Genomic DNA, 22,351 nt, shown 5'->3' with positions numbered 1-22,351 from the left:
CGCCCGTGCGCCGCCTGCCCCACTCGCTGCGCTTTCGCCTGACCGCTGCGGTCCTGCTGCCGCTGACCGCGCTCGTGCTGTTCTTCGGTATCATCACGACGCTGGTCGCGCGCAACAACGAAGCCGACACCGTCGACCGGGTGCTGATCGGGTCGGTGCGCACGCTGAGCCTCGCCTACAACAGTCCGGCAGCCGACCGCGAACGGCTCGTACCGCTCGCGATCCACCTGCTGAAACGGCGCGCCCGCCCGGTCGTTCACTATAGCGTCTGGCGCGGCGACCAGCTGATCGCGGGCGACGCTTCGCTGCGCCCGCCCGCCGACTATAGCCCGACCGGCGACGGCACGATCGACCGCCATCCGCCGACCACCTTCAGCAACGCCTATCGCCGGACCGAGCTGGTGCGCGGCTATCTCGACCCCGCCGACGCGCGCGAGGTGACGCAGGCGGCCTATCTGCGCGACGGCATGCTGCACGGAAAGCCTGCCCGCATAGCGCTGGAAATCCGCCGCGCACATGGCGACGACCGGCTGATCGCGATCCAGATCGCCGATTATATCGACGACCGTCTGGCGCACGAACGCGCCTTCCTGCGTCAGGTCCTGATGATCGGGCTGACGGCGCTGATCGTCACCGGCCTGCTGTTCTGGCTGGCGATCCGCTGGGGCTTGCGTCCGCTCGGCACGCTGACCGAACAGGTCGAAGCGGCCCGGCGCGCCGCCTCTCCTACGGTCCGGCTCGATGCGGATGCGGCCACCCCGACCGAAATCCGCCCCTTCGTCGCGGCCTTCAACGGATTGATGGCGCGGCTGGAGCGTGCGAGCGAGTCGCTGCGCCAGTTCACCTCGAACGCCTCGCACCAGATGCGCACCCCGCTGGCGGTGGTGCGGGTGCAGCTCGATGTCCTCGAACGCTATGGCCCGCAATCGCCGCAGGGTCAGGCGGCGCTGATCGACATTCCCCACGCCATCGACACGCTGGAGCAATTGCTGCGCCAGCTGATCGCGCTCGCGCGGAGCGAGGATCAGGGTATGATCTCCGTGCAACCTTTCGATCTTGCCGACATCGCCGCCGGCGTGACCGGCGAGCGCGCGGCGCAGGCCGCGGCCGACCGGGTCATCAGCTATGAAAAGGACGACGAGAGTCCGGTGATGGCGATGGGCCAGCCGACGCTCGCCGCCGAGCTGATCGGCAATCTGCTCGACAATGCGATCCGCTACAGCCGTCCGGGCGGAATGGTTTCGGTCCGCCTGACCAACGGCGCGGGCGGGCCGCTGGTCGAGATCGACGACGATGGCCCCGGCATTCCCGAACCGGAGCGCGAGAAGGTGTGGGATCGCTTCTATCGCATCCAGGGCCGCGGGCAGCCGCCCGGAACCGGGCTCGGCCTCCCGATCGCGCGCGCGCTGGCCGAGCGTATGGGCGCAGCGATCGAACTGGCCGATGGCCGGACCGGACGCGGCCTCTGCGTGACGGTGCGATTTCTCCGCGCCGATTAACAGTTAGGTCCCCGGACGGTGACAGGTTGGTGTCAGCGCCACCGTCTATCCGCTGTCGCTTCACATCAGGGGAGCATCAGCATGTCGATCCGTTTCGCCCGTCCCTTTGCCCGATCCGGGGCGCTGCGCCTGCTGGCGCTCACCGGGTCCGCCGCGATCGCGCTGACCGGGGCTTCGGTGCAGGCCCAGCCGCGCGGCGGCGAAACGCTCGAAACCGCGCCGGTCCCCAGCACGCCGATCGCGGGCGATTTCAGCCTCGCCGCGGTCGGCGACCTCATCTATCTGCGCCCGATGCTGGCGACGCTGGAAAAGCAGGCGCCCGACATGCTGCGCATCTTGCGCGGCGCCGACGTGACCTTCGGCAATTTCGAGACGACCGCGCTCGACCTCGCCACCTTCAAGGGATCGCCGCAGGCCGAATCGGGCGGCACCTGGATGCTCGCCGATCCGGCGGTGCCGAAAGACGTCGCCGCCATGGGGATCGACATCGTCGGCCACGCCAACAATCATGCGACCGACTGGGGCGTCGAGGGAATGATCGAGACGCTGAAGCTGCTCGACGCCGCGCATCTGGTGCGCGCCGGGACCGGGCGGACGATGGCCGAAGCGCGGGCGCCCGCTTATTATGACGGGCCGCAGGGGCGCGTCGCGCTTGTCTCGGCAACGACCACCTTCACCCCGATGACGCCCGCAGCCGATCCGCTCGGCCGGGTGCCCGGCCGCCCCGGCGCCAATACGATCCGCAGCACCGAGGTCGGACAGGTCTCCGAAGCCGACCTCGCGGTGCTGGCACGCATCACCGGCACGAAGCCGGGCGCCCCGGTGCGGATCAAGGGCCGCGACTTTCGCGCGGTCGAAGCGCCGACAACCCCGATGACGATCGGCTATGACCTCAACCAGAAGGATCTCGCCGCCAATCTGCTCGCGGTGCGGCAGGCCAGGCAGAACGGCAATTTCGTCGTCTTTTCACTGCACAACCACGAACCCGGCAACGCCAGCCAGACCCCTGCCGACTTCGCGCCCGGCCTCGCCCACCAGATCATCGACGCGGGCGCCGACGTCTATATGGGGCATGGGCCGCACCAGCTTCGCGGCATCGAAATCTATAAGGGCAAGCCGATCTTCTATTCGCTCGGCAACTTCGCGATGATGAACAATTCGCTCGACGACGTGCCCGCCGACATGTTCGACCAGTTCGGCGTCACACCGGGCAGCGTCACGACCCCCGAGTTGCTCCAGGCGCGCAACGCGAAGAGCTTTTCCGATCCCAACCTTTATGAATCGGTGATCGCGACCACCCATTTTCGCGACGGACGGCTGACCGAGGTGCGCCTCTATCCGATCGACCTCGGCGTCACCGCGACCGGCGCGGCGCGCGGGGTGCCGCATATGGCCGACGCCGCGACCGGCGCCCGCATCCTCGAACGGCTCCAGCGGCTGTCGGCGCCTTTTGGCACGCGGATCGACATCGTAAAGGGCGTCGGCGTCATCCGAATCGCCGCGAACTAGGATAATCAGGCGCCGCACCGGCCATTGTTCGAGAGGAACGGGAATTGCAGACAGCCGATTTTCTGATCGTGGGCGGCGGCATCGCCGGGGTGTCGGCCGCCGCGCGGCTCGCCCCGCACGGGCGAACCATCCTGCTCGAGGCCGAGGACAGCTTCGGCTATCATTCGAGCGGGCGCAGCGCGACCTATTATCATTTCGGCATCGGCAAATCGGTCGTGCGCGGCATGACGGCATTCAGCCGCGCCCATTTCGAAACCACGGGCGCGAACGGCACCGCGCTGTCGCGCCCCTCGCCCGCGCTGTTCATCGCCCCGCCGGAAATGCTCGCAGGCCTCGATGCGCTCGAGGCGGAGATGCGGCCCTATAGCGACGGGCTCGAGCGGCTCGACGCCGATGGCGTGCGCGGCATCGTGCCGGTGCTGCGCTGCGGCGGCGACGGGATCGTCGCCGCGGTGCTCGACCGGACCGCGCGCCGTCTCGACAGCGAAGCGCTGCAGCAGGATTATCGCACGGCGATCAAGCGCGGCGGCGGGCAGTCGATCGCGGGCGCCCGCGTCGTCGCGATCGCGCGCGAGGGGACGAGCTGGGTTGCGACCACGGCGGCCGGCGATCGCTTTTCCGCGCCGATCCTCGTCAATGCCGCGGGAGCCTGGTGCGACGAGATCGCGCGTCTCGCGAGCGTCGCACCGCTCGGCCTCCAGCCGCTACGCCGCACGATCATCGTCTTCGATGCGCCGCCGGATCAGGCGATCGGCGACTGGCCCTTCACCAAGACCGCGATCGACGATTTCTACATGCTACCCGAATCGGGCCGCCTGCTCGCCTGCCCGGTCGATGAAGTCCCGAGCGAACCGGCCGACGCCCAGCCCGAGGAATATGACATCGCCCTCGCGGCAGCAAAGGTCGAACATTACACCTCGCTCACCGTCCGGCGGATCAGCCACAGCTGGGCCGGGCTGCGCACCTTCACGCACGACCGCATCCCGGTCGCCGGCTTCGCGCCCGATGCGGATGGATTTTTCTGGCTGGCGGGCCAAGGCGGATATGGCCTGCAGACTGCCCCCGCCATGGCAGCGGCGGCGGAGGCGTTGATCACGGGTGGAGGCTGGCCCGCCGGACTGGCGGATTGGGGCGTCAATCGCGCCGATCTGGCCGTGGAACGCCTCGGGCTCGGCAACGCGACGGATTGACCAACTGCTCCGCTAAAAATGCGAAGGGCCGCCCTATCGGGCGGCCCTTCCATTGTCTTGGCTGACGCGGAAAGCTCAGTCGAGCGAGACCCCCGCGACGGAGGCCATGCCCAGAAGATCTGCCGCGCGCGGCATTCGACAATGAGACATCAGACCACCTCCTTTCGCTTGTTGACGGTGATCAGGATGTGGGCGCTTTTTGCAGCATATTCAAGATGCCTCGTCGGTCGCCTTCGCAAGCGCGCGCGCATAGGCGGAAAAGCCCATCGTCAGGATGACCGCCGCAAGCGGCAGCGCGACCCCGGTCACCAGCGCGATCGAATAGCGGAGCGCGCCGTCGCTGCCGAACAGATGATCGGTCAGCAGCGCCATCAGCATCGGCCCGAAGCCGAGGCCGGTCAGATTGACGACGAAGAAATAGAGCGCGGTGACGCGGGCGCGATATTCGTTCGGGGTGATGAGCTGCAACGCCACCGTGCCGACGCCGTGCATCGTCAGCATCGGAAAGGCGACAGCGAGGCAGATAAAGGCGGCCGTCGCGCCCGGCATCAGCATCGCGGCGAGCAACGGCGGCCCCCCGAGCAGGATCGACAAGCGCATGACGCGCAGGTGCGCGTCGGCGACGCCGCGGCCGAACTGGCGATCGGCGAGCATCCCGCCCATGATCAGGCCCGCCGCGCCGCCGGTCGCCATGATGATCCCGAACCAGAATCCGGCGGTCGCGACATCCATGCCATGGGTGCGCGCGAAGAAGGTCGGCACCCAGGCGATCATGCCGTACATCACCAGCCCGATCAGCGACATGCCGACGAACAGCGCGCCCAGCGCGACGCGCTGCCGCTTGAGGTGCGTCAGGAAGCCCGGCGCGGCGCCCTTCCCTTCCGGTTTCGCGCCGCCCTGCCGCGCGGGCTCGCGCACGGTGAGCAGCAACAGGCAGACGAGCAGCCCCGGTGCCGCGACCCAGAGGAAGATGGTGCGCCACGCCTCGACCGGCCCGATCAGCGGCAGATCGACCACCGGCGCCGCGAGTACCGCCTGCACAACGAAAGAACCAAGGATCATCGCGATCCCCGAGCCGAGCGGGACGCCGATCGAATAGACCGCCATCGCGCGCGCCAGCCGGTCGCGCGGGAAGGTGTCGCTGAGCATCGAATAGGCAGCGGGCGACAGCGCCGCCTCGCCGACCCCGACCCCCATGCGCGCGAGGAACAGGGTCGCATAGCTCCCTGCGAAGCCGCACCCCGCGGTCATCACGCACCATAGAGCGACCCCGACGAGGATCAGGTTCCGCCTGTTCCAGCGGTCGGCGATCCACGCGATCGGGAGCCCGAGCAGCGTATAGAAGAGCGCGAAGGCGAGCCCGATGAGCAGGCTGACCTCGGTATCCGAAATGTCGAGCGCGGTTCGGATCGGCGCGACGAGCAGGCTGAGGATCATCCGGTCGACGAAGGACAGGGTGTAGGCGATCAGCAGGACGCCAACGACATACCAGCCATAGGCCGGGCGCGGCCATACGGGCGACGCGCCGCTCCCACCAGCGTCCCTCTCCTGCCGCGATCCGCCGACCGCACTCTGTGTCGCCATCGAAGTCCTCTCCCGAACGCCGCTCGCTCTTGCATGGCAAGTCAGCCTGATATATAAAAACACTTACTTAGAAAACTAAGTAAATTTGTGACCGAGTCAAGCAGGATCGGGACGCAAAATAATAAACGGGTTGGGAGAAGAGAGATGGCGAAAATCGGACGCAAGCGGTCCGCCCTGTTTCTGACAGGCGCGGCGATAACGATAATCCCCGCCGCCGCGCAGGCGCAGGACGCGGCCCCGGATACCAGCGGCGACATCATCGTGACCGCGCAGCGGCAGGAACAGCGGCTGCAGGACGTGCCGGTCTCGGTCACCGCCTTCGGCGCCGAACAGCTTCGCGACAACAGCATCGAAACGGTGCAGGACGTTGCGATACGCACCCCCGGCCTCGCAGTCAGCGCGGTCGATCCGATCAACACCAATTTCGCGATGCGCGGGATCGGCAGCCCGCCGGGCATCAGCCAGAACGCCGGCGGCGACCCGTCGGTGGTCGTCTTCATCGACGGCGTCTATGCCGGCCGCGGCGGCACCCCCGACCTCGACGCGCTCGACCTCGAACGCGTCGAGGTGCTCCGGGGACCGCAGGGCACGCTGTTCGGCAAGAATGCGATCGGCGGCCTCGTCCAGTTCATCAGCCGCAAGCCGACCGACGAGGAAAGCTTCTATTTCGAGGGCACCTACGGCAATTACAATCGCTTCGGCGGGATCGCGCGCGGCAATATGGCGCTGACCGACAAAATCTATCTGTCGGCGGGGCTGTCGCACAAGCAGCGCGACGGCTTCGAATATAATGAGACGACGGGCCATGACGTCAACGACCTCAACCTGACGACGGGGCGCGTCGCGCTGCGCTTCGTGCCGACCGACACGCTCGACATCATCCTGCGCGCCGACGTCTCGCATCAGGACCAGAAGGGCAATCCGCGCCACAATAATTGCGACACCAGCTTTCAGGGCGGCATCCACTGCGCCGGCATCAATCCCGATCCGCGCGTCGTGAATGCCTATATCGACGGCGAGGTCAAGCGCACCATCCAGACCTATTCGGCCGAGGCCAATCTGGAGTTGCCGTTCGGCACGCTGACCTCGCTCACCGCGCTGCGCAAGGTGAAGTTCAATTTCGTCACCCCCTTCTTCAGCAACCCGATCAACCCGCCGAACCAGATCGAATCGACGAGCTTCGGCGAGGAGAACAACAGCCAGTTCAGCCAGGAACTCCGCCTGAGCTTCGATGCCTTCGACGGCAAGCTGAAGGGGCAGACCGGCGTCTATTACCTCAAGGAGAATAACGACCGCGTCGAGGGCCAGATTCAGGATTTCCCGACCCCCGCGGGCTCGGGCACCGGCATCTATCCGCAGTCGGTCAATGCGCGCAGCATCGCGGTCTTCGGCCAGCTCGACTATGAAATCGTCCCGTCGCTGACCGCGACCGTCGGCGCGCGCATGACCTGGGAGCGCAAGAGCGGCCGCTTCGCGGGCTTCAAGGCCGATGACGGCCCGGGCCTGCCGCCGCCGCTGGGATCGCTCGCCGGCTATGACGTGACCGGCAAAAAGAGCTGGAAGGCCTTTACGCCGCGCTTCGCGCTCAACTGGAAAGCGACCGACGACATCCTGCTCTACGGCTCGGTCGCCCGCGGCTACAAGAGCGGCGGCTTCCAGGGAATTTCAGGCACCGCAGCCGGCGCCTCGACTCCCTATGACCCCGAATTCGCCTGGAGCTACGAGGTCGGCGCGAAGACCGACTGGTTCGACCGCCGCCTGCGGCTGAACGTCGCGGCGTTCCGCACCGATTATTCGGACCTCCAGATCTCGCAGCTCATCCCGCTCTGCTGCGTCGTCGTCAGCAACGCGGCCAAGGCGCGGATCAAGGGGATCGAGGTCGAGGCGGTCGTGCGCCCGTTCGAGGGCTTCCAGCTCGACGGCAGCTATGCGTATCTCGACGCGAAATTCACCGAATATACGATCCCCGGCCAGAACTACGCCGGCAACCAGCTCCCGCGCTCGCCGAAGAACAAGTTCAACGTCGGCGGCCAGTACGAGGTCCCCGCCGGCGACCTGTCGGCGAAGCTGCGGGTCGATTACAGCTGGGTCGGCAACGCCTATTTCGAGGCGTCGAACATCCCGCAACAGCTTTGGCCGAGCCACGAGAATCTCGATGCGCGGCTATCGTTGTCGGGGCCGGGCGACGAGTGGGAATTCTCGATCTGGGGCAAGAATCTGACCAACGAACTGACGCCGACCTATGTCACCTATTTCGGCCCCTTTCGCCAGATTCTGACACCCTATGCACCGCCCCGTACCTATGGCGCGACGATCGCGTTCAAAATCTAGAGTCCGTAGCCCGGCAGCACATGGTGCGCCGCCGGGCTTCCCCTGTTCGAGAGGTTATTCGATGGACGAACCCCGTTTCCGCTATCTCTGCTCGTACCGCGCGAGCTTCACCGAGCCGCAGCAGATGATCGGCAAGGCACATTTCGGGCGCCGGATGATCGCCGCGCTGACCGGCGGCGAGGTCGAGGGCGAGCGCCTCCGTGGCCGCGTGATGCCGAGCGGCGGCGACTGGGCGACGATCGACGACAAGGACACGCTGCGGCTCGACGCGCGCATCACGATGGAAACGCATGACGGCGCGCTGATCTATGTCTCCTATCGCGGCGTGCTGCGCCCGCTGTCGGCCGCGCACAAACATGCGCGCAGCGGCGGCCCGCAGACCGTGGAGGAAAAGGCCGAAGTCTATTTCCGCACGACGCCGATGTTCGAGACCGGCGACGAGCGCTATGCGTGGCTCAACGACATCGTCGCGGTCGGGCTCGGCGCCAGCGTCGGGGGCGCGGTATGCTACGACGTGTTCGAGTTGCTGTAGCGCGGATCAGGCCGGAAAGGCGGGCGCCTTGCTGACCATTGCCGGCAGCGGGCGTCCCATCACCCCCGCGAGCCAGCCTGCCGCATCGACGATAGCTGGCAGGTCGAGGCCGGTGGCGACGCCGCCATGTTCGAGCAGATAGACGGCATCCTCGGTCGCGACATTGCCCGCCGCGCCCGGCGCGAAGGGGCAGCCGCCGAGCCCGCCGAGCGAGGCATCGACCACCGCCGCGCCTTCGTTCACTGCCGCCCAGACATTGGCGGCGCCGGTCCCGCGCGTGTTGTGGAAATGGACCCGCACCGGCAACGCACCCACCGCCTCGCGGACCCGGCCCACCATGTCCGACACCTCGGCCGGAACGCCGACGCCGATCGTATCGGCGAGCGCGATTTCGCGCGGCTCCGCTTCGGCGGCGCGCTTCGCCATTTCGACGACGCGGTCCACCGCGACCCGCCCCTCGAACGGACAACCGAATGCCGTCGCGATCGTGATCTGCCCGCTGCGCCCCGCCGCTTTTGCCAGCGCGACGATCTCCATCGCGGCGGCGAGCGATTCATCCGAGCTTTGCCCCTGGTTGCGGATGCCGAAGCTGTCGCTGGTCACGCAGACCGCGCCCAGCTCGTCGATACGCCCGGTCGCGAGCGCACGCTCGGCACCGCGGCGATTGAGAACCAGCCCGATATAGGTCATGTCATCGCGATGGGGCAGCATGGCAACCAGATCATCGGCATCGGCGAGCTGCGGCACCTTCTTCGGGTTGACGAAGCTCGTTACCTCGATCCGGCGCACGCCATAATGGATCGCGCGCTCGATCAGCGCGAGCTTGTTGGCGGTCGACACGATCGCCGCCTCATTTTGCAACCCGTCGCGCGGGCCGACCTCGACCATTTCTACCGTCCGGTTTTTCAACATCTTGGGCCCCGATTTTCCCGAGTCATTTAGCAGGTTGAAAATTGCATAGCATTCTAAGTATATTTGCGCCATGGGTAAGCGATGAAGCTCTAACAGAGTTAGCCCCGAAAGGAATGACATGACGGAAACGAGCAGCGGGGGAGCGCTGGACGGCATCAAGGTGGTCGAGATGGGACAACTCATCGCAGGCCCCTTCTGCGGCCAGCTGCTCGGCGACATGGGAGCCGAAATCGTCAAGCTCGAGCCGCCCGAAACCGGCGACCCGATGCGCCATTGGGGCCAGGGCGACAAGCCGAGCTGGTGGCGCGTGATCGCGCGCAACAAATATTCGGTCGCGGTCGATCTCCGGTCGGCGGAAGGCCAGCAACTCGCGCGCGACCTGATCGCGAAGGCCGACATATTGATCGAGAATTTCCGTCCCGGCACGCTCGAGAAATGGAACCTCGATCCCGCCGAGCTGCGCAAGACCAATCCTGGGCTGATCGTCGTGCGCGTGTCGGGCTATGGGCAGACCGGCCCCTATTCAAAGCGCGCCGGCTTCGGGGGCATCGGCGAGGCGATGGGCGGCTGGCGCGGGATCGTCGGCTATCCCGACCTTCCACCCGCGCGCATGGGGGTGTCGATCGGCGACACGCTCGCGGCGACCTATGGCTGCATGGGCGCGCTTGCGGCGCTCCATCATCGCAGCCGGACGGGCGAAGGCCAGATCGTCGATTCCGCGCTGTATGAAGCGGTGCTGCAGGTCATGGAATCGACCGTCTCCGACTATTCGGCGAGCGGGACGAAGCGCCGCCGCACCGGATCGACCCTGCCCGCCATCGCACCATCGAACGTCTATCCGTGCCGCGATGGCGAATATCTGATCGGCGCGAACCAGGACGGCGTGTTCGCGCGGCTGGCCGACGCGATGGGGCGCCCGGAGCTCGCGCAGGACGAGCGCTATGCCACCCATCGCGCACGGGGCGCGCGGCAGGAGGAACTCGACGCGCTGATCGGCGAATGGACCGGCACGATGACCATCGCCGAACTCGAAGCGAAGATGATCGCGGCCGGCGTTCCCGCGGGCCGAGTCTACGACGCCGAAGACATGCTGACCGACCCGCATTTCGCGGCGCGCGAGGCGCTGGTGACCGTCCCCGACGCCGAACTCGGCGAAATAAGGATGCAGGGCGTCTTCCCGAAACTGTCGGCGACCCCTGGCGGGGTCCGCCGCCCCGCCCCGCTTGGAGTGGGGCAGGACACGGCCGACGTGCTCGGACGCTGGCTCGAGCGCTAGGCCTGATTCCGTCATTGCGAGCGAAGCGAAGCAATCCAGAGGTGCATAAACCGCTCTGGACTGCTTCGCTTCGCTCGCAATGACGATTGGCGGATCACCCGATCTCGTAAAAGACGTGCCGCACCCCGAAGTCGGTCACCTCACCCACGCCGATCGCAAGCGTTCCGTTCAGCCAGCGGTATTTTTCGCTCGCCGTTTCGAAGACCGCCGCGATCCGCAGATAATAGCGTGACGGATCGACCGGCGGCTTCGCCGGATCGGCGAAGAGTGCGCGGACGTCGTCGGGGATCAGGCTGCGCCCGGTATAGGTCAGATAGATGAGGTCGCCCTCGTCGGTCTTCCACACCGCGCGCGCATCGAAGGTGCCCACCGACGCGTCGCCGATCCGGCCCCCGCGCGGCCAGTTGCCGCCGCCGGGCAGGACTTCGCCGGTGATTCGCGGACCCGATATACGCCCGCCGGTGACGTAGCCGACGCGCTGCTCGCCGAACGGCGAGGCGCCGATCGCGATAATTCCGCCGCCGACGTCGAACTCGACGGTGCATAAGTGTTTGCTTTCCAATCCCGTCGGTGCGGGCGTCCGATCTTGCTCAGTCATGCCGAATCCTCCTGTCAAAGCTATGGACAGTATAAAACCATTAGTATACTAAGGGTCAATCAGATTGACGGATCCGGATGATTGCTCCGGTACCGCGGCGTGCATCCATGGGAGGGTATATGAAGCTTCTTCAATCGTTTTTGCTGACCGGCGTTGCGATCGCCGCGATGACCGCCGGCGCGGTGCCGGCGATGGCGCAGGACGCCGCCGCAAGCGACGCGGCCGCCCCCGCCGACGATGCCGGCACCAACGAGATCATCGTGACCGCGCAGAAGCGCGCGCAGAACCTGCAGGACGTGCCGATCTCGATGGAAGTGGTGGGCGGCGAGAAACTCGCCGACTTCGCTGCGGTCGATTTCAAGGCGGTGCAGAATTACGTCCCGAACGTCTTCGTCCAGCAGACGAACGGCAACGACACTATCTATATCCGCGGCTTCGGCTCGCCGCCGCAGAACTTCTCGTTCGACCAGGCGGTCAGCGTCTATATGGACGGCATCTACGCGGGCAAGATGCGCCAGGCGCTCAACCCCTTCTTCGACGTCGCGCGCGTCGAGGTGATGCGCGGGCCGCAGGGCGCGCTCTATGGCAAGAATACCCCGGCGGGCGCGGTCAGCGTCGTCAGCGCCGGCCCGACCTCGACCTTCGAGGGCGGCGCGACCGCCACCTATAATTTCGACCTCAAGGGTTATGATCTGACCGGCTATGTCTCGGGCCCCGTCACCGACACGCTGAGCATGCGCGTCGCGGCGCGGCTGCAGAATCAGGACGGTTATATCAAGAATATCGGCACCGGCCGCGACGATCCGCGCAACAAGCTGGCACTGATCCGCGTCAGCGCCCTGTGGGAACCGAGCGACGATTTCGACCTCACCGCAAAGCTCGAAATGTCGAACTATCAGCGGATCGGCGGGCTCGGCGTGTCGAGCCCCGTCGGCACCGAACAGCAGCCGAAGCTGACGCGCTATACCGAGGAATATCCGCTCGGCCGCGAGGGCTATCTCAATCGGTCGGTGCTCGGCTCGGTCGTCGCCAATCTGAAGGTCGGCGACCACACGCTGACCTCGATCACCGGCTATTCGTGGTTCAACGGTTCGGTCACCAACTATTTCGACCAGATGACGCCGACCGCGACCCCGACGATCGTCGAAAATTCGGTCGCCAACAAATATCCCGAGAATTTCCACCAATTCTCACAGGAAGTCCGCCTGCTGTCGCCGACCGGCGGCACGCTGGAATATGTCGTGGGCGCTTATTACGACACGGCCAAATATAACGTCGACCCGTACCTCTATTACGACATCCGGGCCTTCAATCTGGTCTCGCTGAACCAGACCTATTTCCACCAGAATTCGCGGACGCTCTCGGCCTTCGCTCAGGCCACGCTGCGCCCTGTCGATGGCCTGCGAGTGATCGGCAGCCTGCGCTATACCAACACCCACAAGGACGCGACCTTCTCGGGCAAGCTGCTCGGCGGCAAGATTTTCCGTCCGCTGACCTCGGCCCAGGGCTCGATCCGCGAAGGGCTCACCGACCCGTCGATCACCGTCCAGTACGACGTGTCGCGCGACCTGATGGTCTATGCGGTCTATGGCCGCGGTTCGAAATCGGGCGGTTTCGTGTCGAACACGCTCGGCACCAAGGATGCGACCTTCGTCTATAAGCCCGAACGCTCGCGCAACTGGGAAGCCGGCATCAAATCGACGCTGTGGGATGACCGCGCGACGCTGAATCTGTCGGTCTACAATACGAAATTCTCCGACCTTCAGACCTCGGGATACGACCCGGCCACCTCGACATACATCACCAAGAATGCGGCGTCGGCGACGGCGAAGGGTATCGAAGCGTCGCTGCGCATCGCGCCGAGCCGCTATTTCGACATCACCGCGTCGGGGGCTTATCAGGACATCAAATACGATGACTATCCGGCAGCACCGTGCCTGGCGACCCAACCGCTTTCGGAATGCAACACGACGATCACCGACCCGGCCAATCCCGCCAGTTTCCTGAACAACAACCTCGCCGGCCATCGTCTGCCCTATACGTCGAAGTTCACGGGCAATATCTCGGTCCACGGCCGCGTCGATATCAGCGATTACAAGCTGGACGGCACGGCGGTGCTCGGCGGCCGCTCGGGCTTCTTCAACTCGGACGACCAGAGCCCGCTCTACGGCTATCAGAACGGCTATGCGAAGCTCGACCTGCGCATCCAGTTCGCGCCGCAGGACGATCGCTGGCATATCGCGGTGATCGGCAAGAATCTGACCGACAAGCTGACCACCGGCAGCGCCTTCCGCCTGCCCGTCCCGATCACCACCTCGGCGCGCGCCATCATGTTCGTCGAGCCGCCGCGCAACATCGCGGTCGAGGCGGGCTTCAAATTCTAGGCTGGCTTTCAGACGCCTCAGTCCCTTTTCAGGCGTCGCATCCCGACATCCCCTTCGCCTCGCGGGGGAGGGGATGTTCGTTTCGGGACCTCAAAGCGGCGTATCATGCCCCCACTGCCGGGTGATGGCCCCCTTCTCGCGCCGCACCGCGACCCAGTCGCCGCCCGCGAGTTCGTCATCCTCGATCAGGTCGATCACCGCCGCGGCAATGTCCTCAGGCCGGCAGCGTTCGTTATTGGCGAGCACCGGCGCCATCCAGTCGGCTGCGCGGTCGCCGCCGGTCGTGTGCAGGATCGGCGTATCGGTCAGCCCCGGCAATACCCCTGCAACGCGGACGTTCCATTCCTCTTTCAGCGAAGCGCAGCAGCGGGTGAACATCATCACCCCGGCCTTGGTCGTCGCATACATGGCGTCGCGAAAGCCCGGGCCGAGCGCGACGGTCGATACGGTGTTGACGATCACTCCGCCGCCGCGCGCCCGCATCGCCTGCGCCGCGATCTGGGTCGCGACGACGAGCGACGTCAGGTTGACATCGACGACCCAGCCGATGCGGTCCACCGGCATCTCCGGAAACTGGTTCGCGCCCGACACGACGCCGGCATTATTGTGCAGGATATCGCCATCGCCATGCGCCGCGAACCACGTCTCGGTCGCGGCGATATCGGCGAGGTCGAGCCGGTGGACGCTCGCTCTGCCCCCTCGCGCCGCGACCAGCCGCGCGCTTTCCTCGATCCCCGCCGCATCGACATCGACGAGCGCGATGTCCGCCGCGCCACGCTCGGCGAGCATCAGCGCCGTCGCGCGCCCGATACCCGATGCCGATCCGGTGACGATCGCGCGCTTGCCCTTGATATCCATGGTCTCTCTCCCGCTCTGCTGTTCCGATGGCCGCAAACCACGTTGACAGATAAACTTAAATATCTAAGTATTTTTGCAAGACAAGAATCGGATTTCTGGAGAGAGACGTGACGCAAACCGGCGTGATGGCAGCGGGCAATGCGCCGCCCGATACCGCGCTCGGCATTCGCCGCACGGTCGCGCTCGTCATGCTGTTCCTCGTCGGCACGATCAATTTTCTCGACCGCCAGCTTCTATCGGTTCTCGTCGAGCCGATCCGCGCCGAAATGCAATTCACCGACACCCAGTTCGGCCTCCTCACCGGCCTCGCCTTCGCACTCTTCTATGCCGCGATGGGTGTCCCGGTGGCGATGATCGCCGACCGCTGGAACCGGGTGAAGCTCGTCGGCATCGCCTGTCTGATCTGGAGCGGCTTCACCGCCGCCTGCGGCATGGTATCGACCTTCTGGCAACTCGCCTTGATGCGCTTCGGCGTCGGCACCGGCGAGGCGGGCGGCACCGCTCCCTCGCTCTCGGTGCTCGCCGACTATTATCCGCCCGCGCAGCGCCCCTTCGTATCGGGCCTCTTCACCCTCAACGGACCGTTCGGCGTTTTCCTCGGCACCGCGTTCGGCGCCTGGGCGGCCGCGCATATCGGCTGGCGCCAGGCGTTCTTTGCCGTCGGGCTCGTCGGCGTCGTCCTCGCCCCGCTGCTGATCTGGCTGGTGCGCGAGCCTGCGCGCGGGCAGATGGACGCCAGGACCGCAGCCAACGCCAGCCCGACCTTCGCTGCCTGCTTCGCCGACTTCGTCCGCCGGCCCTCGCTGCGCATGGTGTTGATCGGCAGCGGCCTCGCGGCCTTCGTCAGCTATGGGATGCTCAACTGGATTCCCGCCTTCCTGATGCGGACGCAGAAGATGCCGCTCGAGGCGATGGCGACCTGGTACGCGAGCGCCGCGGGGATCACCTTCGGTATCGGCATCCTCGGCGGCGGCTGGCTGGTCAGCCTTGTCGCGCGGCGTTCGCCCCGCGCCTACGGCACGATCCCGGCGCTCGCCACGCTGGTCCTCGTCCCCACGCTGGCAGCGGCGCTGCTGGTCGAAGACTGGCGGCTGTCGCTGGCCCTGATGCTGGTGCCGATGGCCGCCTGTACTGTCTATGTCGCCCCTGCGCTGGCGCTGGTCCAGAACCTGACCCCGCCGGGATCGCGCGCGACCTCGGTTGCCTTGTTGCTGCTGATGTTCAACATCGTCGGGCTGGGCTTGGGGCCGTTGTTCGTCGGCATGGTCAGCGACGCGCTGAAGGCCGCGCACGGAGACGGGAGCTTGCGCTGGGCGCTGCTGACGATCGTGCCGTTCGCCGCGGCGGCAGGTTTTGCCCAATATGCGATGACCCGCCACCTCGAACGCGATTTCGCCGAATGAAGGAAGAGGAGACGATGATGGCCGAACAGGACGATATCCTGGCGATGGCAAAGCGCTTTTTCGACGCGATCGAACAGGGCGACATCGAGACGATGCAGAACAGCTTCACCCCCGACGCCGAAATCTGGCACAATACCGACGAGCTGATCGTCACTCCGGCGCAGACCGCGCAGGCGCTCACCGGCATGGTCGCGCGGATCAAGGACCGCGAATATGCCGAACGCCGCCTTACCGCCTTTCCCGGCGGTTTCGTCCAGCAGCATGTCCTGACCGGCAGGCGCGTCCACGACGATGGCGAGGTCCGCCTGCCCTGCGCGATCGTCTGCAAGGTCGAGAATGGCAGGATCACGCGGCTCGACGAATATTTCGATTCGGCGCGCGTCGCCGAGTTCCGCAAATTCGCCAACGCCTGAGGAGCGACATCATGCCCGTCCTGCGCCAGGTTCCCCGCTCGGAAGTCACCGACGAAACCGTCACCGCCTATTACAACCGGCTGTTCGGCGACCGCGACCCCGTCGCCGAGCCCGGCACCGCGACGGGCACCCCCGGCGACTGGTGGACCGTCTATGCGCTCGCGCCCGACATCTTCAAGCACGCGGTCGACGGCTTTGCGGTCTATCGCCACCCGGCGCGCAAGATCGACCCGGTGCTTCGCGAGCTCGGCCAGACCCGCGCCGGCTGGGTCAAGGGCAGCCAGTTCGTCTTTTCGCAGCATTGCAAGTCGCTCCGCGGGCTCGGCGTCAGCGAAGAGAAGATCGCGGGTATCGCCTATTGGACCGTCGCCGATTGCTACAATGAGCAGGAGCGCGCCGTCCTCGCCTATGCCGACTGCCTGAGCCAGGCCGGCGGCCGCGTGCCGATCGAAGTGTTCGACAAATTGAAGACCTTCTGGGACGACGAGCAGATCTTCGAATTCACCTACATCACCTGTCTCTACGACATGCACGCGGTGATCACCCGCGCGCTGCGGATGGAGTTCGATGCGCGCGAGGACCCGATCGTCGAGGTCGCGGCGCCCGAAGGCTTCGACGCCGCCGACTTCCTCAGCGCGCCGCGCTCCACGAAACCGTCAACTTAATTGACAGTTTGAGGCAAAAAGGCTAAGAGACTCGCGAAGAGGATCGTATGAGATTCTATAACAGCATCGGCCCCAACCCCCGCGTCGTGACCATGTTCATGGCCGAAAAGGGTATCGAGCTTCCAGAGGTCATGATCGACCTGCGCGGCGGCGAGAACCGGCGCGCGCCCTATAATATCGAGGTGAACCCCGCCGGGCAGACTCCGGCGCTCGAACTCGACGACGGATCGGTGCTGACCGAAATCACCGCGATCTGCGAATATCTCGAGGAGCGCTATCCCGCTCCCGCGCTGATCGGCACGACCGCAGAAGAGCGCGCCAGGACCCGCATGTGGACGCGCCGCATCGACATCAGGATTTGCGAGCCGCTGACCAGCGGGTTCCGCTTCGCCGAGGGACTGCCGGTGTTCGAGCCGCGCATGCGCTGCCTGCCCGAGGCGGCGGCGGGACTGAAGGCACTCGCGCAGGACGGTCTGCGCTGGCTCGATCCGCTGATTACGGGACGCGATTTCATCGCCGGCGGCGCGCTGACCCTCGCCGACATCCTGCTTTTTGCCTTCCTCGATTTCGGCACGACCGTTGGCCAGCCGATCGATCCCGCCAATGCTAATATCGTGCGCTGGTACGAGCGGATGAAGGCCCGCCCGAGCGCCAACCCCAATTGAAAAGGAGACGGATGATGGCTGCAAACAACGAGTTTGAATTCCTCGGCGTCAATCACCTCGCACTGGTGTGCAAGGACATGGCGAAGACGGTCGAATTTTACCGCGACATCCTGGGCATGCCGCTCACCAAGACGATCGACCTGCCACAGGGCCGCGGACAGCATTTCTTCTTCGACATCGGCAACGGCGACAGCCTCGCCTTCTTCTGGTTCCCCGACGCGCCCGAAGCGGTGCCCGGCATCTCGGCCCCGGCGGCGCTCCCGACGAAGGGCAGCTTCGTGTCGGCGCACGGATCGATGAACCACATCGCGATCAACGTCCGCGCCGACAAGTTCGAGGATTATTATCAGCGCCTGATCGCCAAGGGCGTCGAGGTCACGCCGATCCTGAACCACGACAATTCGCCGAACCAGGCGTCGCCCGAAATGAACGACGACGTCTATGTCCGCTCGGTCTATTTCTTCGACCCCGACGGCGTGTGCCTGGAGTTCGCGGCCTGGACCCGTGCGCTCGACGAACACGACATCGCGCACGATCCGGTGCAGGCCGACGGCACCAAGCGCGAAGGCATGATCGTCGGCCGCTCGCCGGTGCCCGCCGAATAGAAGTCCCAAGGTACCACTGGGAACTCCTCCTGGCCCGGTCCTGCGCCGGGCCATTTTTTTGCGGGCGGGCAGATTTCGGCCGAAAAGCGACGCTTTGGTATCGCATAGCATCGTCATTCCCGCGAAAGCGGGAACCCCGAGCATGCGTCGGCTGACCCCGCACTGGGTTCCCGCTTTCGCGGGAATGACGAAGGTGGGATATGTCCGCTCCCCACCCCAAAGCCGCCCTCCGCCAATCCCAAAAAATCGCTGTCCTACTTTATCGCGGCCTGCCAGCCTCTACGCCGCTCTTTGAAATCATCGGCTTTGGCGAACCGCTCCTAAGGCGACAAAGGAGACAGTTTCGGCGCCCGCATCGGTATCTTTTGTCGCTTTAAGCTCGCTCCGAACACGGCGAGACAGCCCTTGAAGCCGCAAAGGACAAAAAACGGAGCGCATAGGCGGGGCTTTTGCGGCTCCAAGCGCCAGCCACGAGCAACGGCTCGTCCCGCCACCAGGAGGCGGACTTCATCCCGAAGCGGGCATCCCGCGCTTTCGCCTTTACCCCACCGCCCGGTCGCGCCCTTCCCAATAGGGCGCGCGCAGTTCGCGGCGGAGGACCTTGCCCGACGGATTGCGCGGCAGCGCGTCGATGAAGTCGATGCTCTTCGGTGCCTTGTAGGCCGCGATGCGGTCGCGGGCCCAGCCGATGACATCGCTCGCCTCGACCGTCGCTCCCGGCGCGGGCACGATCAGCGCCTTTACCGCCTCGCCCCATTTGTCGTCAGGGACGCCGATCACCGCGACGTCGGCGACGCCGGGGCAGCCCATGATCGCACTCTCGACCTCGGCCGGATAGACATTCTCGCCCCCTGACACGATCATGTCCTTGATCCGGTCGTGGACGAAGTAGAAGCCGTCGGAATCGCGGAAGCCGACGTCGCCGGTGTGCAGCCAGCCGCCGACCACCGTTTCGGCGGTCGCCTCCGGCCGGTGCCAATATTCCTTCATCACGATGTCGCCGCGGATCGCGATCTCACCGATCTCGCCGTCGCCGAGCGGATGACCTTCGCCGTCGAGGATCGCCATTTCGGTCCCCGGCCAAGGCTGGCCGCACGAGGTGAGCTTGCCCGGCAGGTCGTGCGCCGAGGGCGACAGATAGGAACCGCCGCCCGAGCTTTCGGTCATGCCGTAGAATTGCACGAAATCGCAGCCGAAGGTCGTCCGCGCGCGGCGCAGCACATCCTCGGCGATCGGCGACGCGCCATAGGCGATCGAACGCAGCGCCGAATAATCGCCCGCTTCGGCCTCGGGCTGCTGGAGCATCATCTGGATCATCGCCGGGGCCAGAAACGCGTGCGCGACCCGCTCCTCGCTCATCATGCGGATCGCGTCGCCCGCGGCGAAATCCTTGACCAACACCAGCCGCCCGCCCTGCGCGAGGCCGGAGAAGCTGACGTTCGTCCCCGCGACGTGGAACAGCGGCATGACGATCATCACCGTCTCATCCTCGCCATAAGCGAAGCCATCGACCTCGGTCGCCATTTCGAGGAAGCGGCGGTAATTCCGGTTCGCGAGCACGACGCCCTTCGGCCGCCCCGTGGTGCCGCTCGTGTAGAGCTGGAGCACATCGTCGCCGAGTTGCGGCTCGTCCGCCGGCGCGGCCGCGGCGGCGTCGCCCAGCCACGCCTCGAACGGCTCGAACGCCGGATGGTCGCCATAGAGCGCGACCAGCCGCGGCGGGCTCGCAAGACCGGCGACCGCGGCAAGCGCCAGATCGAAGAAATCCTCGCCGACGAACAGCAGCTTCGGCCCAGCGTCGCCGAGGATGAAGGCGATCTCGCCCGCCGCGAGGCGGTTGTTGACCGGCGCGAGGCACGCCCGCGCCCGAGCGGTGCCGAAGAAGAGCGGATACCAGCCATCATGGTTCTTGGTCAGCACCGATATGCGGTCGCCGGGTACGACGCCCGAGGCGATCAGCGCATTCGCCACGCGGTTCGACCGCGCGTCGAGTTCGGCGAAGCTCGTCTCGCGGTCCCCGAACTTCACCGCGACCGCATCGCCGCGCGCTCGCGCCTGCGCTGCGGGAATGTCCGCCAATGTCCTGATGGCCTCCAGATCGATCATTTCGCTCTCCCACCGTCTGTTTCGCTTGAATTGGATAGAATACTAAGTAAATACTGACCAGCCTAAAAATCGAGAGGATCAGCCTTGTTCGACCATCCCATATTGCCGACGACGATCGTCGGAAGCTACCCCCAGCCCGACTGGCTGATCGACCGCGAGCGATTGAAGGCCAGCCTGCCGCCGCGCGTGCGCGCCGAGACGCTGTGGCGCATTCCCGCTCCCTGGCTGGCCGATGCGCAGGAAGCCGCGACGCTGATGGCGATCCGTGATCAGGAGGAGCTGGGAATCGACATCGTCGGCGACGGCGAAATGCGCCGCGAAAGCTATTCGAACCGCCTCGCGACCGCGCTTTCAGGCATCGACACCGAAAAGCACGGCACCGCGATCGACCGCACCGGCAACGCCAATCCGGTGCCGCTCGTCTCCGGTCCGATCCGTCGCGTCGCACCGATCGAGTCGCAAGACGCCGCATTCCTCCGCCGCCATTCGACCAAGCCGGTGAAGCTTACCCTGCCCGGCCCATTCACGATGACGCAGCAGGCAGAGAACGGCTATTATCCGGACGCGAAAGCGCTCGCGATGGATTATGCCGACGCGGTCAACGCCGAAGTGAAAGATCTGTTCGCAGCCGGCGTCGATGTCGTCCAGCTCGACGAACCCTATCTGCAGGCGCGCGCTGCAGAAGCGAACAGCTATGCGATCGAGGCGATCAACCGCGCGCTCGACGGCGTCGGCGGGACGACGGCGCTGCACATATGCTTCGGCTATGCGATGGTGCATCATGGCGCCGGCGCGACGGGGCCGAAGCCGAAAGCCTATGACTTCCTTGCCGAGCTCGAAGCCTCGGCGATCGACGTGATCTCGATCGAGGCGGCGCAGCCGGGGCTCGACCCGTCGATCCTCGCCGAACTGCCGACCAAGACGATCATGTACGGCGTGCTCGACCTGTCGGTGCCCGACGTCGAGACGCCCGAGGTCGTCGCGGGCCGCATCCGCGAGGCGCTGCGCTATGTCGATGCCGAACGCCTGTGGATCGCGCCCGACTGCGGAATGAAATACCACAGCCGCGAGCATAGCCAGGCCAAGCTGAAGGCGATGGTCGATGGAGCCGCGCTGGTACGGGCGGAACTCAAATAAGCGCAGCAACAATATTTCATCATCCCCGCCAATCCGGGGGCCGCCGATGTTATAACTTGGTTGACCTCGGGTTGCGGAGCATCGTTTGCAAAGTCGAGAATGGCGATAAGCGACCCGTGAAGGGTGGTATGAACTTCGCCACGCCTCTCGCCCCGATGCGGGACGATCTTGCCGACGGGCGAACGAATGCGGACGGAAACGTGTGGGAATGCATGTGAAAAAAGAGAAGATGGAGCGATAAAGTCAAAGAATATCAGATATTTATATGTTAAAATGGAGACATTTACTCTTCTCCATTTTTACCTCCCCTAGCGTCCCCGACCGTCCGCTGGATGCCTACAAAACTTAGGTTTTACGGGAGTTGATGTCCCCACGCGTCCACAGCGATCCAAGCCGAACGGATTCTTCAAGTGTGGGAATGAATGTGGGCAAAACTCGGGATCGAATGACTATCCACGACAGCTTACAACGCAGCGAACAAATTGATTCGAATCGCCAATGGCAAAGGATGAAGCGCCCCCGTTTTCCGGGCGCGCTCACCCTGGCTGAGGATCAGCGTGCAATAGGCACCCCCTTCGTGGGGTGATCGGCGTGCAAAAAGGACCCCTTCATCCCGGGGATATAGTCGGCCGACTGGTTTTGATCAGTTGGCGAGAACGGGATGTTGATTGTGGAGACAGTGGT

Annotated in this window: 18 protein-coding genes; 13 read left to right on the top strand and 5 right to left on the bottom strand. The window is 65.4% G+C overall.

Going from position 1 to position 22,351, the window contains the following annotated elements; genetic code table 11:
- Window positions 1–5 precede the first annotated feature (5 nt).
- The 3 genes from ACE3SL_RS09960 to ACE3SL_RS09950 all read left to right on the top strand — a co-directional run bounded on the left by ACE3SL_RS09960 (window position 6) and on the right by ACE3SL_RS09950 (window position 4,198).
- Complete coding sequence (locus ACE3SL_RS09960) at window positions 6–1,499, top strand: sensor histidine kinase (protein ID WP_374525583.1); 1,494 nt, start codon at window positions 6–8, stop codon at window positions 1,497–1,499.
- A gap of 81 nt (window positions 1,500–1,580) precedes the next feature.
- Window positions 1,581–3,008, top strand: a complete 1,428-nt coding sequence (locus tag ACE3SL_RS09955; RefSeq protein ID WP_374525582.1) for a CapA family protein — start codon at window positions 1,581–1,583, stop codon at window positions 3,006–3,008.
- Between the two features lie 44 nt (window positions 3,009–3,052).
- Entirely contained in the window at window positions 3,053–4,198 is a 1,146-nt protein-coding gene (locus ACE3SL_RS09950) for an NAD(P)/FAD-dependent oxidoreductase (RefSeq protein WP_374525581.1), read from the top strand.
- A gap of 210 nt (window positions 4,199–4,408) precedes the next feature.
- Here the strand turns inward: ACE3SL_RS09950 and ACE3SL_RS09945 are convergent, their stop codons facing one another.
- Window positions 4,409–5,782 carry a spinster family MFS transporter gene (locus tag ACE3SL_RS09945; protein WP_374525580.1) on the bottom strand — a complete coding sequence of 458 codons (1,374 nt, stop codon included), beginning with the start codon at window positions 5,780–5,782 and terminating at the stop codon, window positions 4,409–4,411.
- A gap of 144 nt (window positions 5,783–5,926) precedes the next feature.
- Between ACE3SL_RS09945 and ACE3SL_RS09940 the strand changes: the two genes are divergently transcribed.
- Together ACE3SL_RS09940 and ACE3SL_RS09935 are read left to right on the top strand one after the other, a co-directional pair.
- Window positions 5,927–8,113, top strand: a complete 2,187-nt coding sequence (locus tag ACE3SL_RS09940) for a TonB-dependent receptor (RefSeq protein WP_374525579.1) — start codon at window positions 5,927–5,929, stop codon at window positions 8,111–8,113.
- Window positions 8,114–8,174: 61 nt separating this feature from the next.
- Window positions 8,175–8,645, top strand: a complete 471-nt coding sequence (locus tag ACE3SL_RS09935; RefSeq protein WP_374525578.1) for a DUF3237 domain-containing protein — start codon at window positions 8,175–8,177, stop codon at window positions 8,643–8,645.
- A 6-nt stretch (window positions 8,646–8,651) separates the two neighbouring features.
- Here ACE3SL_RS09935 and ACE3SL_RS09930 read toward each other — a convergent pair whose 3' ends face one another.
- Entirely contained in the window at window positions 8,652–9,557 is a 906-nt protein-coding gene (locus ACE3SL_RS09930; protein ID WP_374525577.1) for a hydroxymethylglutaryl-CoA lyase, read from the bottom strand.
- A gap of 118 nt (window positions 9,558–9,675) precedes the next feature.
- Between ACE3SL_RS09930 and ACE3SL_RS09925 the strand changes: the two genes are divergently transcribed.
- Complete coding sequence (locus ACE3SL_RS09925) at window positions 9,676–10,833, top strand: CaiB/BaiF CoA transferase family protein (protein ID WP_374525576.1); 1,158 nt, start codon at window positions 9,676–9,678, stop codon at window positions 10,831–10,833.
- A 94-nt stretch (window positions 10,834–10,927) separates the two neighbouring features.
- Here the strand turns inward: ACE3SL_RS09925 and ACE3SL_RS09920 are convergent, their stop codons facing one another.
- Entirely contained in the window at window positions 10,928–11,431 is a 504-nt protein-coding gene (locus ACE3SL_RS09920) for a DUF3237 domain-containing protein (RefSeq protein ID WP_374525575.1), read from the bottom strand.
- A 119-nt stretch (window positions 11,432–11,550) separates the two neighbouring features.
- Here ACE3SL_RS09920 and ACE3SL_RS09915 point away from each other — a divergent pair, with 119 nt between their 5' ends.
- The gene (locus tag ACE3SL_RS09915; protein WP_374525574.1) at window positions 11,551–13,815 is read left to right on the top strand and encodes a TonB-dependent receptor; all 2,265 of its coding nucleotides are present in this window, start codon (window positions 11,551–11,553) and stop codon (window positions 13,813–13,815) included.
- Between the two features lie 90 nt (window positions 13,816–13,905).
- Here ACE3SL_RS09915 and ACE3SL_RS09910 read toward each other — a convergent pair whose 3' ends face one another.
- Window positions 13,906–14,673, bottom strand: coding sequence for an SDR family NAD(P)-dependent oxidoreductase (locus tag ACE3SL_RS09910; protein ID WP_374525573.1), 768 nt, complete (start codon window positions 14,671–14,673; stop codon window positions 13,906–13,908).
- 107 nt (window positions 14,674–14,780) lie between these two features.
- Between ACE3SL_RS09910 and ACE3SL_RS09905 the strand changes: the two genes are divergently transcribed.
- The 5 genes from ACE3SL_RS09905 to ACE3SL_RS09885 are packed head-to-tail and all read left to right on the top strand — an operon-like array spanning window position 14,781 to window position 18,424.
- Window positions 14,781–16,076, top strand: a complete 1,296-nt coding sequence (locus ACE3SL_RS09905) for a spinster family MFS transporter (protein ID WP_374525572.1) — start codon at window positions 14,781–14,783, stop codon at window positions 16,074–16,076.
- A 14-nt stretch (window positions 16,077–16,090) separates the two neighbouring features.
- Window positions 16,091–16,489, top strand: coding sequence for a nuclear transport factor 2 family protein (locus ACE3SL_RS09900; RefSeq protein ID WP_374525571.1), 399 nt, complete (start codon window positions 16,091–16,093; stop codon window positions 16,487–16,489).
- An 11-nt stretch (window positions 16,490–16,500) separates the two neighbouring features.
- The gene (locus ACE3SL_RS09895; RefSeq protein ID WP_374525570.1) at window positions 16,501–17,154 is read left to right on the top strand and encodes a carboxymuconolactone decarboxylase family protein; all 654 of its coding nucleotides are present in this window, start codon (window positions 16,501–16,503) and stop codon (window positions 17,152–17,154) included.
- A gap of 47 nt (window positions 17,155–17,201) precedes the next feature.
- Window positions 17,202–17,819: a glutathione S-transferase family protein gene (locus ACE3SL_RS09890; RefSeq protein WP_374525569.1), complete on the top strand. Its 618-nt coding sequence runs from the start codon at window positions 17,202–17,204 to the stop codon at window positions 17,817–17,819.
- 11 nt (window positions 17,820–17,830) lie between these two features.
- The gene (locus ACE3SL_RS09885) at window positions 17,831–18,424 is read left to right on the top strand and encodes a VOC family protein (RefSeq protein ID WP_374525568.1); all 594 of its coding nucleotides are present in this window, start codon (window positions 17,831–17,833) and stop codon (window positions 18,422–18,424) included.
- Window positions 18,425–18,964: 540 nt separating this feature from the next.
- Here ACE3SL_RS09885 and ACE3SL_RS09880 read toward each other — a convergent pair.
- Window positions 18,965–20,530, bottom strand: coding sequence for a long-chain-fatty-acid--CoA ligase (locus tag ACE3SL_RS09880; RefSeq protein WP_374525567.1), 1,566 nt, complete (start codon window positions 20,528–20,530; stop codon window positions 18,965–18,967).
- An 84-nt stretch (window positions 20,531–20,614) separates the two neighbouring features.
- Between ACE3SL_RS09880 and ACE3SL_RS09875 the strand changes: the two genes are divergently transcribed.
- Window positions 20,615–21,667: a 5-methyltetrahydropteroyltriglutamate--homocysteine methyltransferase gene (locus tag ACE3SL_RS09875; RefSeq protein WP_374525566.1), complete on the top strand. Its 1,053-nt coding sequence runs from the start codon at window positions 20,615–20,617 to the stop codon at window positions 21,665–21,667.
- Window positions 21,668–22,351: the final 684 nt, after the last annotated feature.

The sequence above is a fragment of the Sphingopyxis sp. genome (genome assembly GCF_041916015.1).
Classification (GTDB): Bacteria; Pseudomonadota; Alphaproteobacteria; order Sphingomonadales; family Sphingomonadaceae; genus Sphingopyxis.
This window is presented reverse-complemented; position numbering and strand designations above follow the sequence as displayed.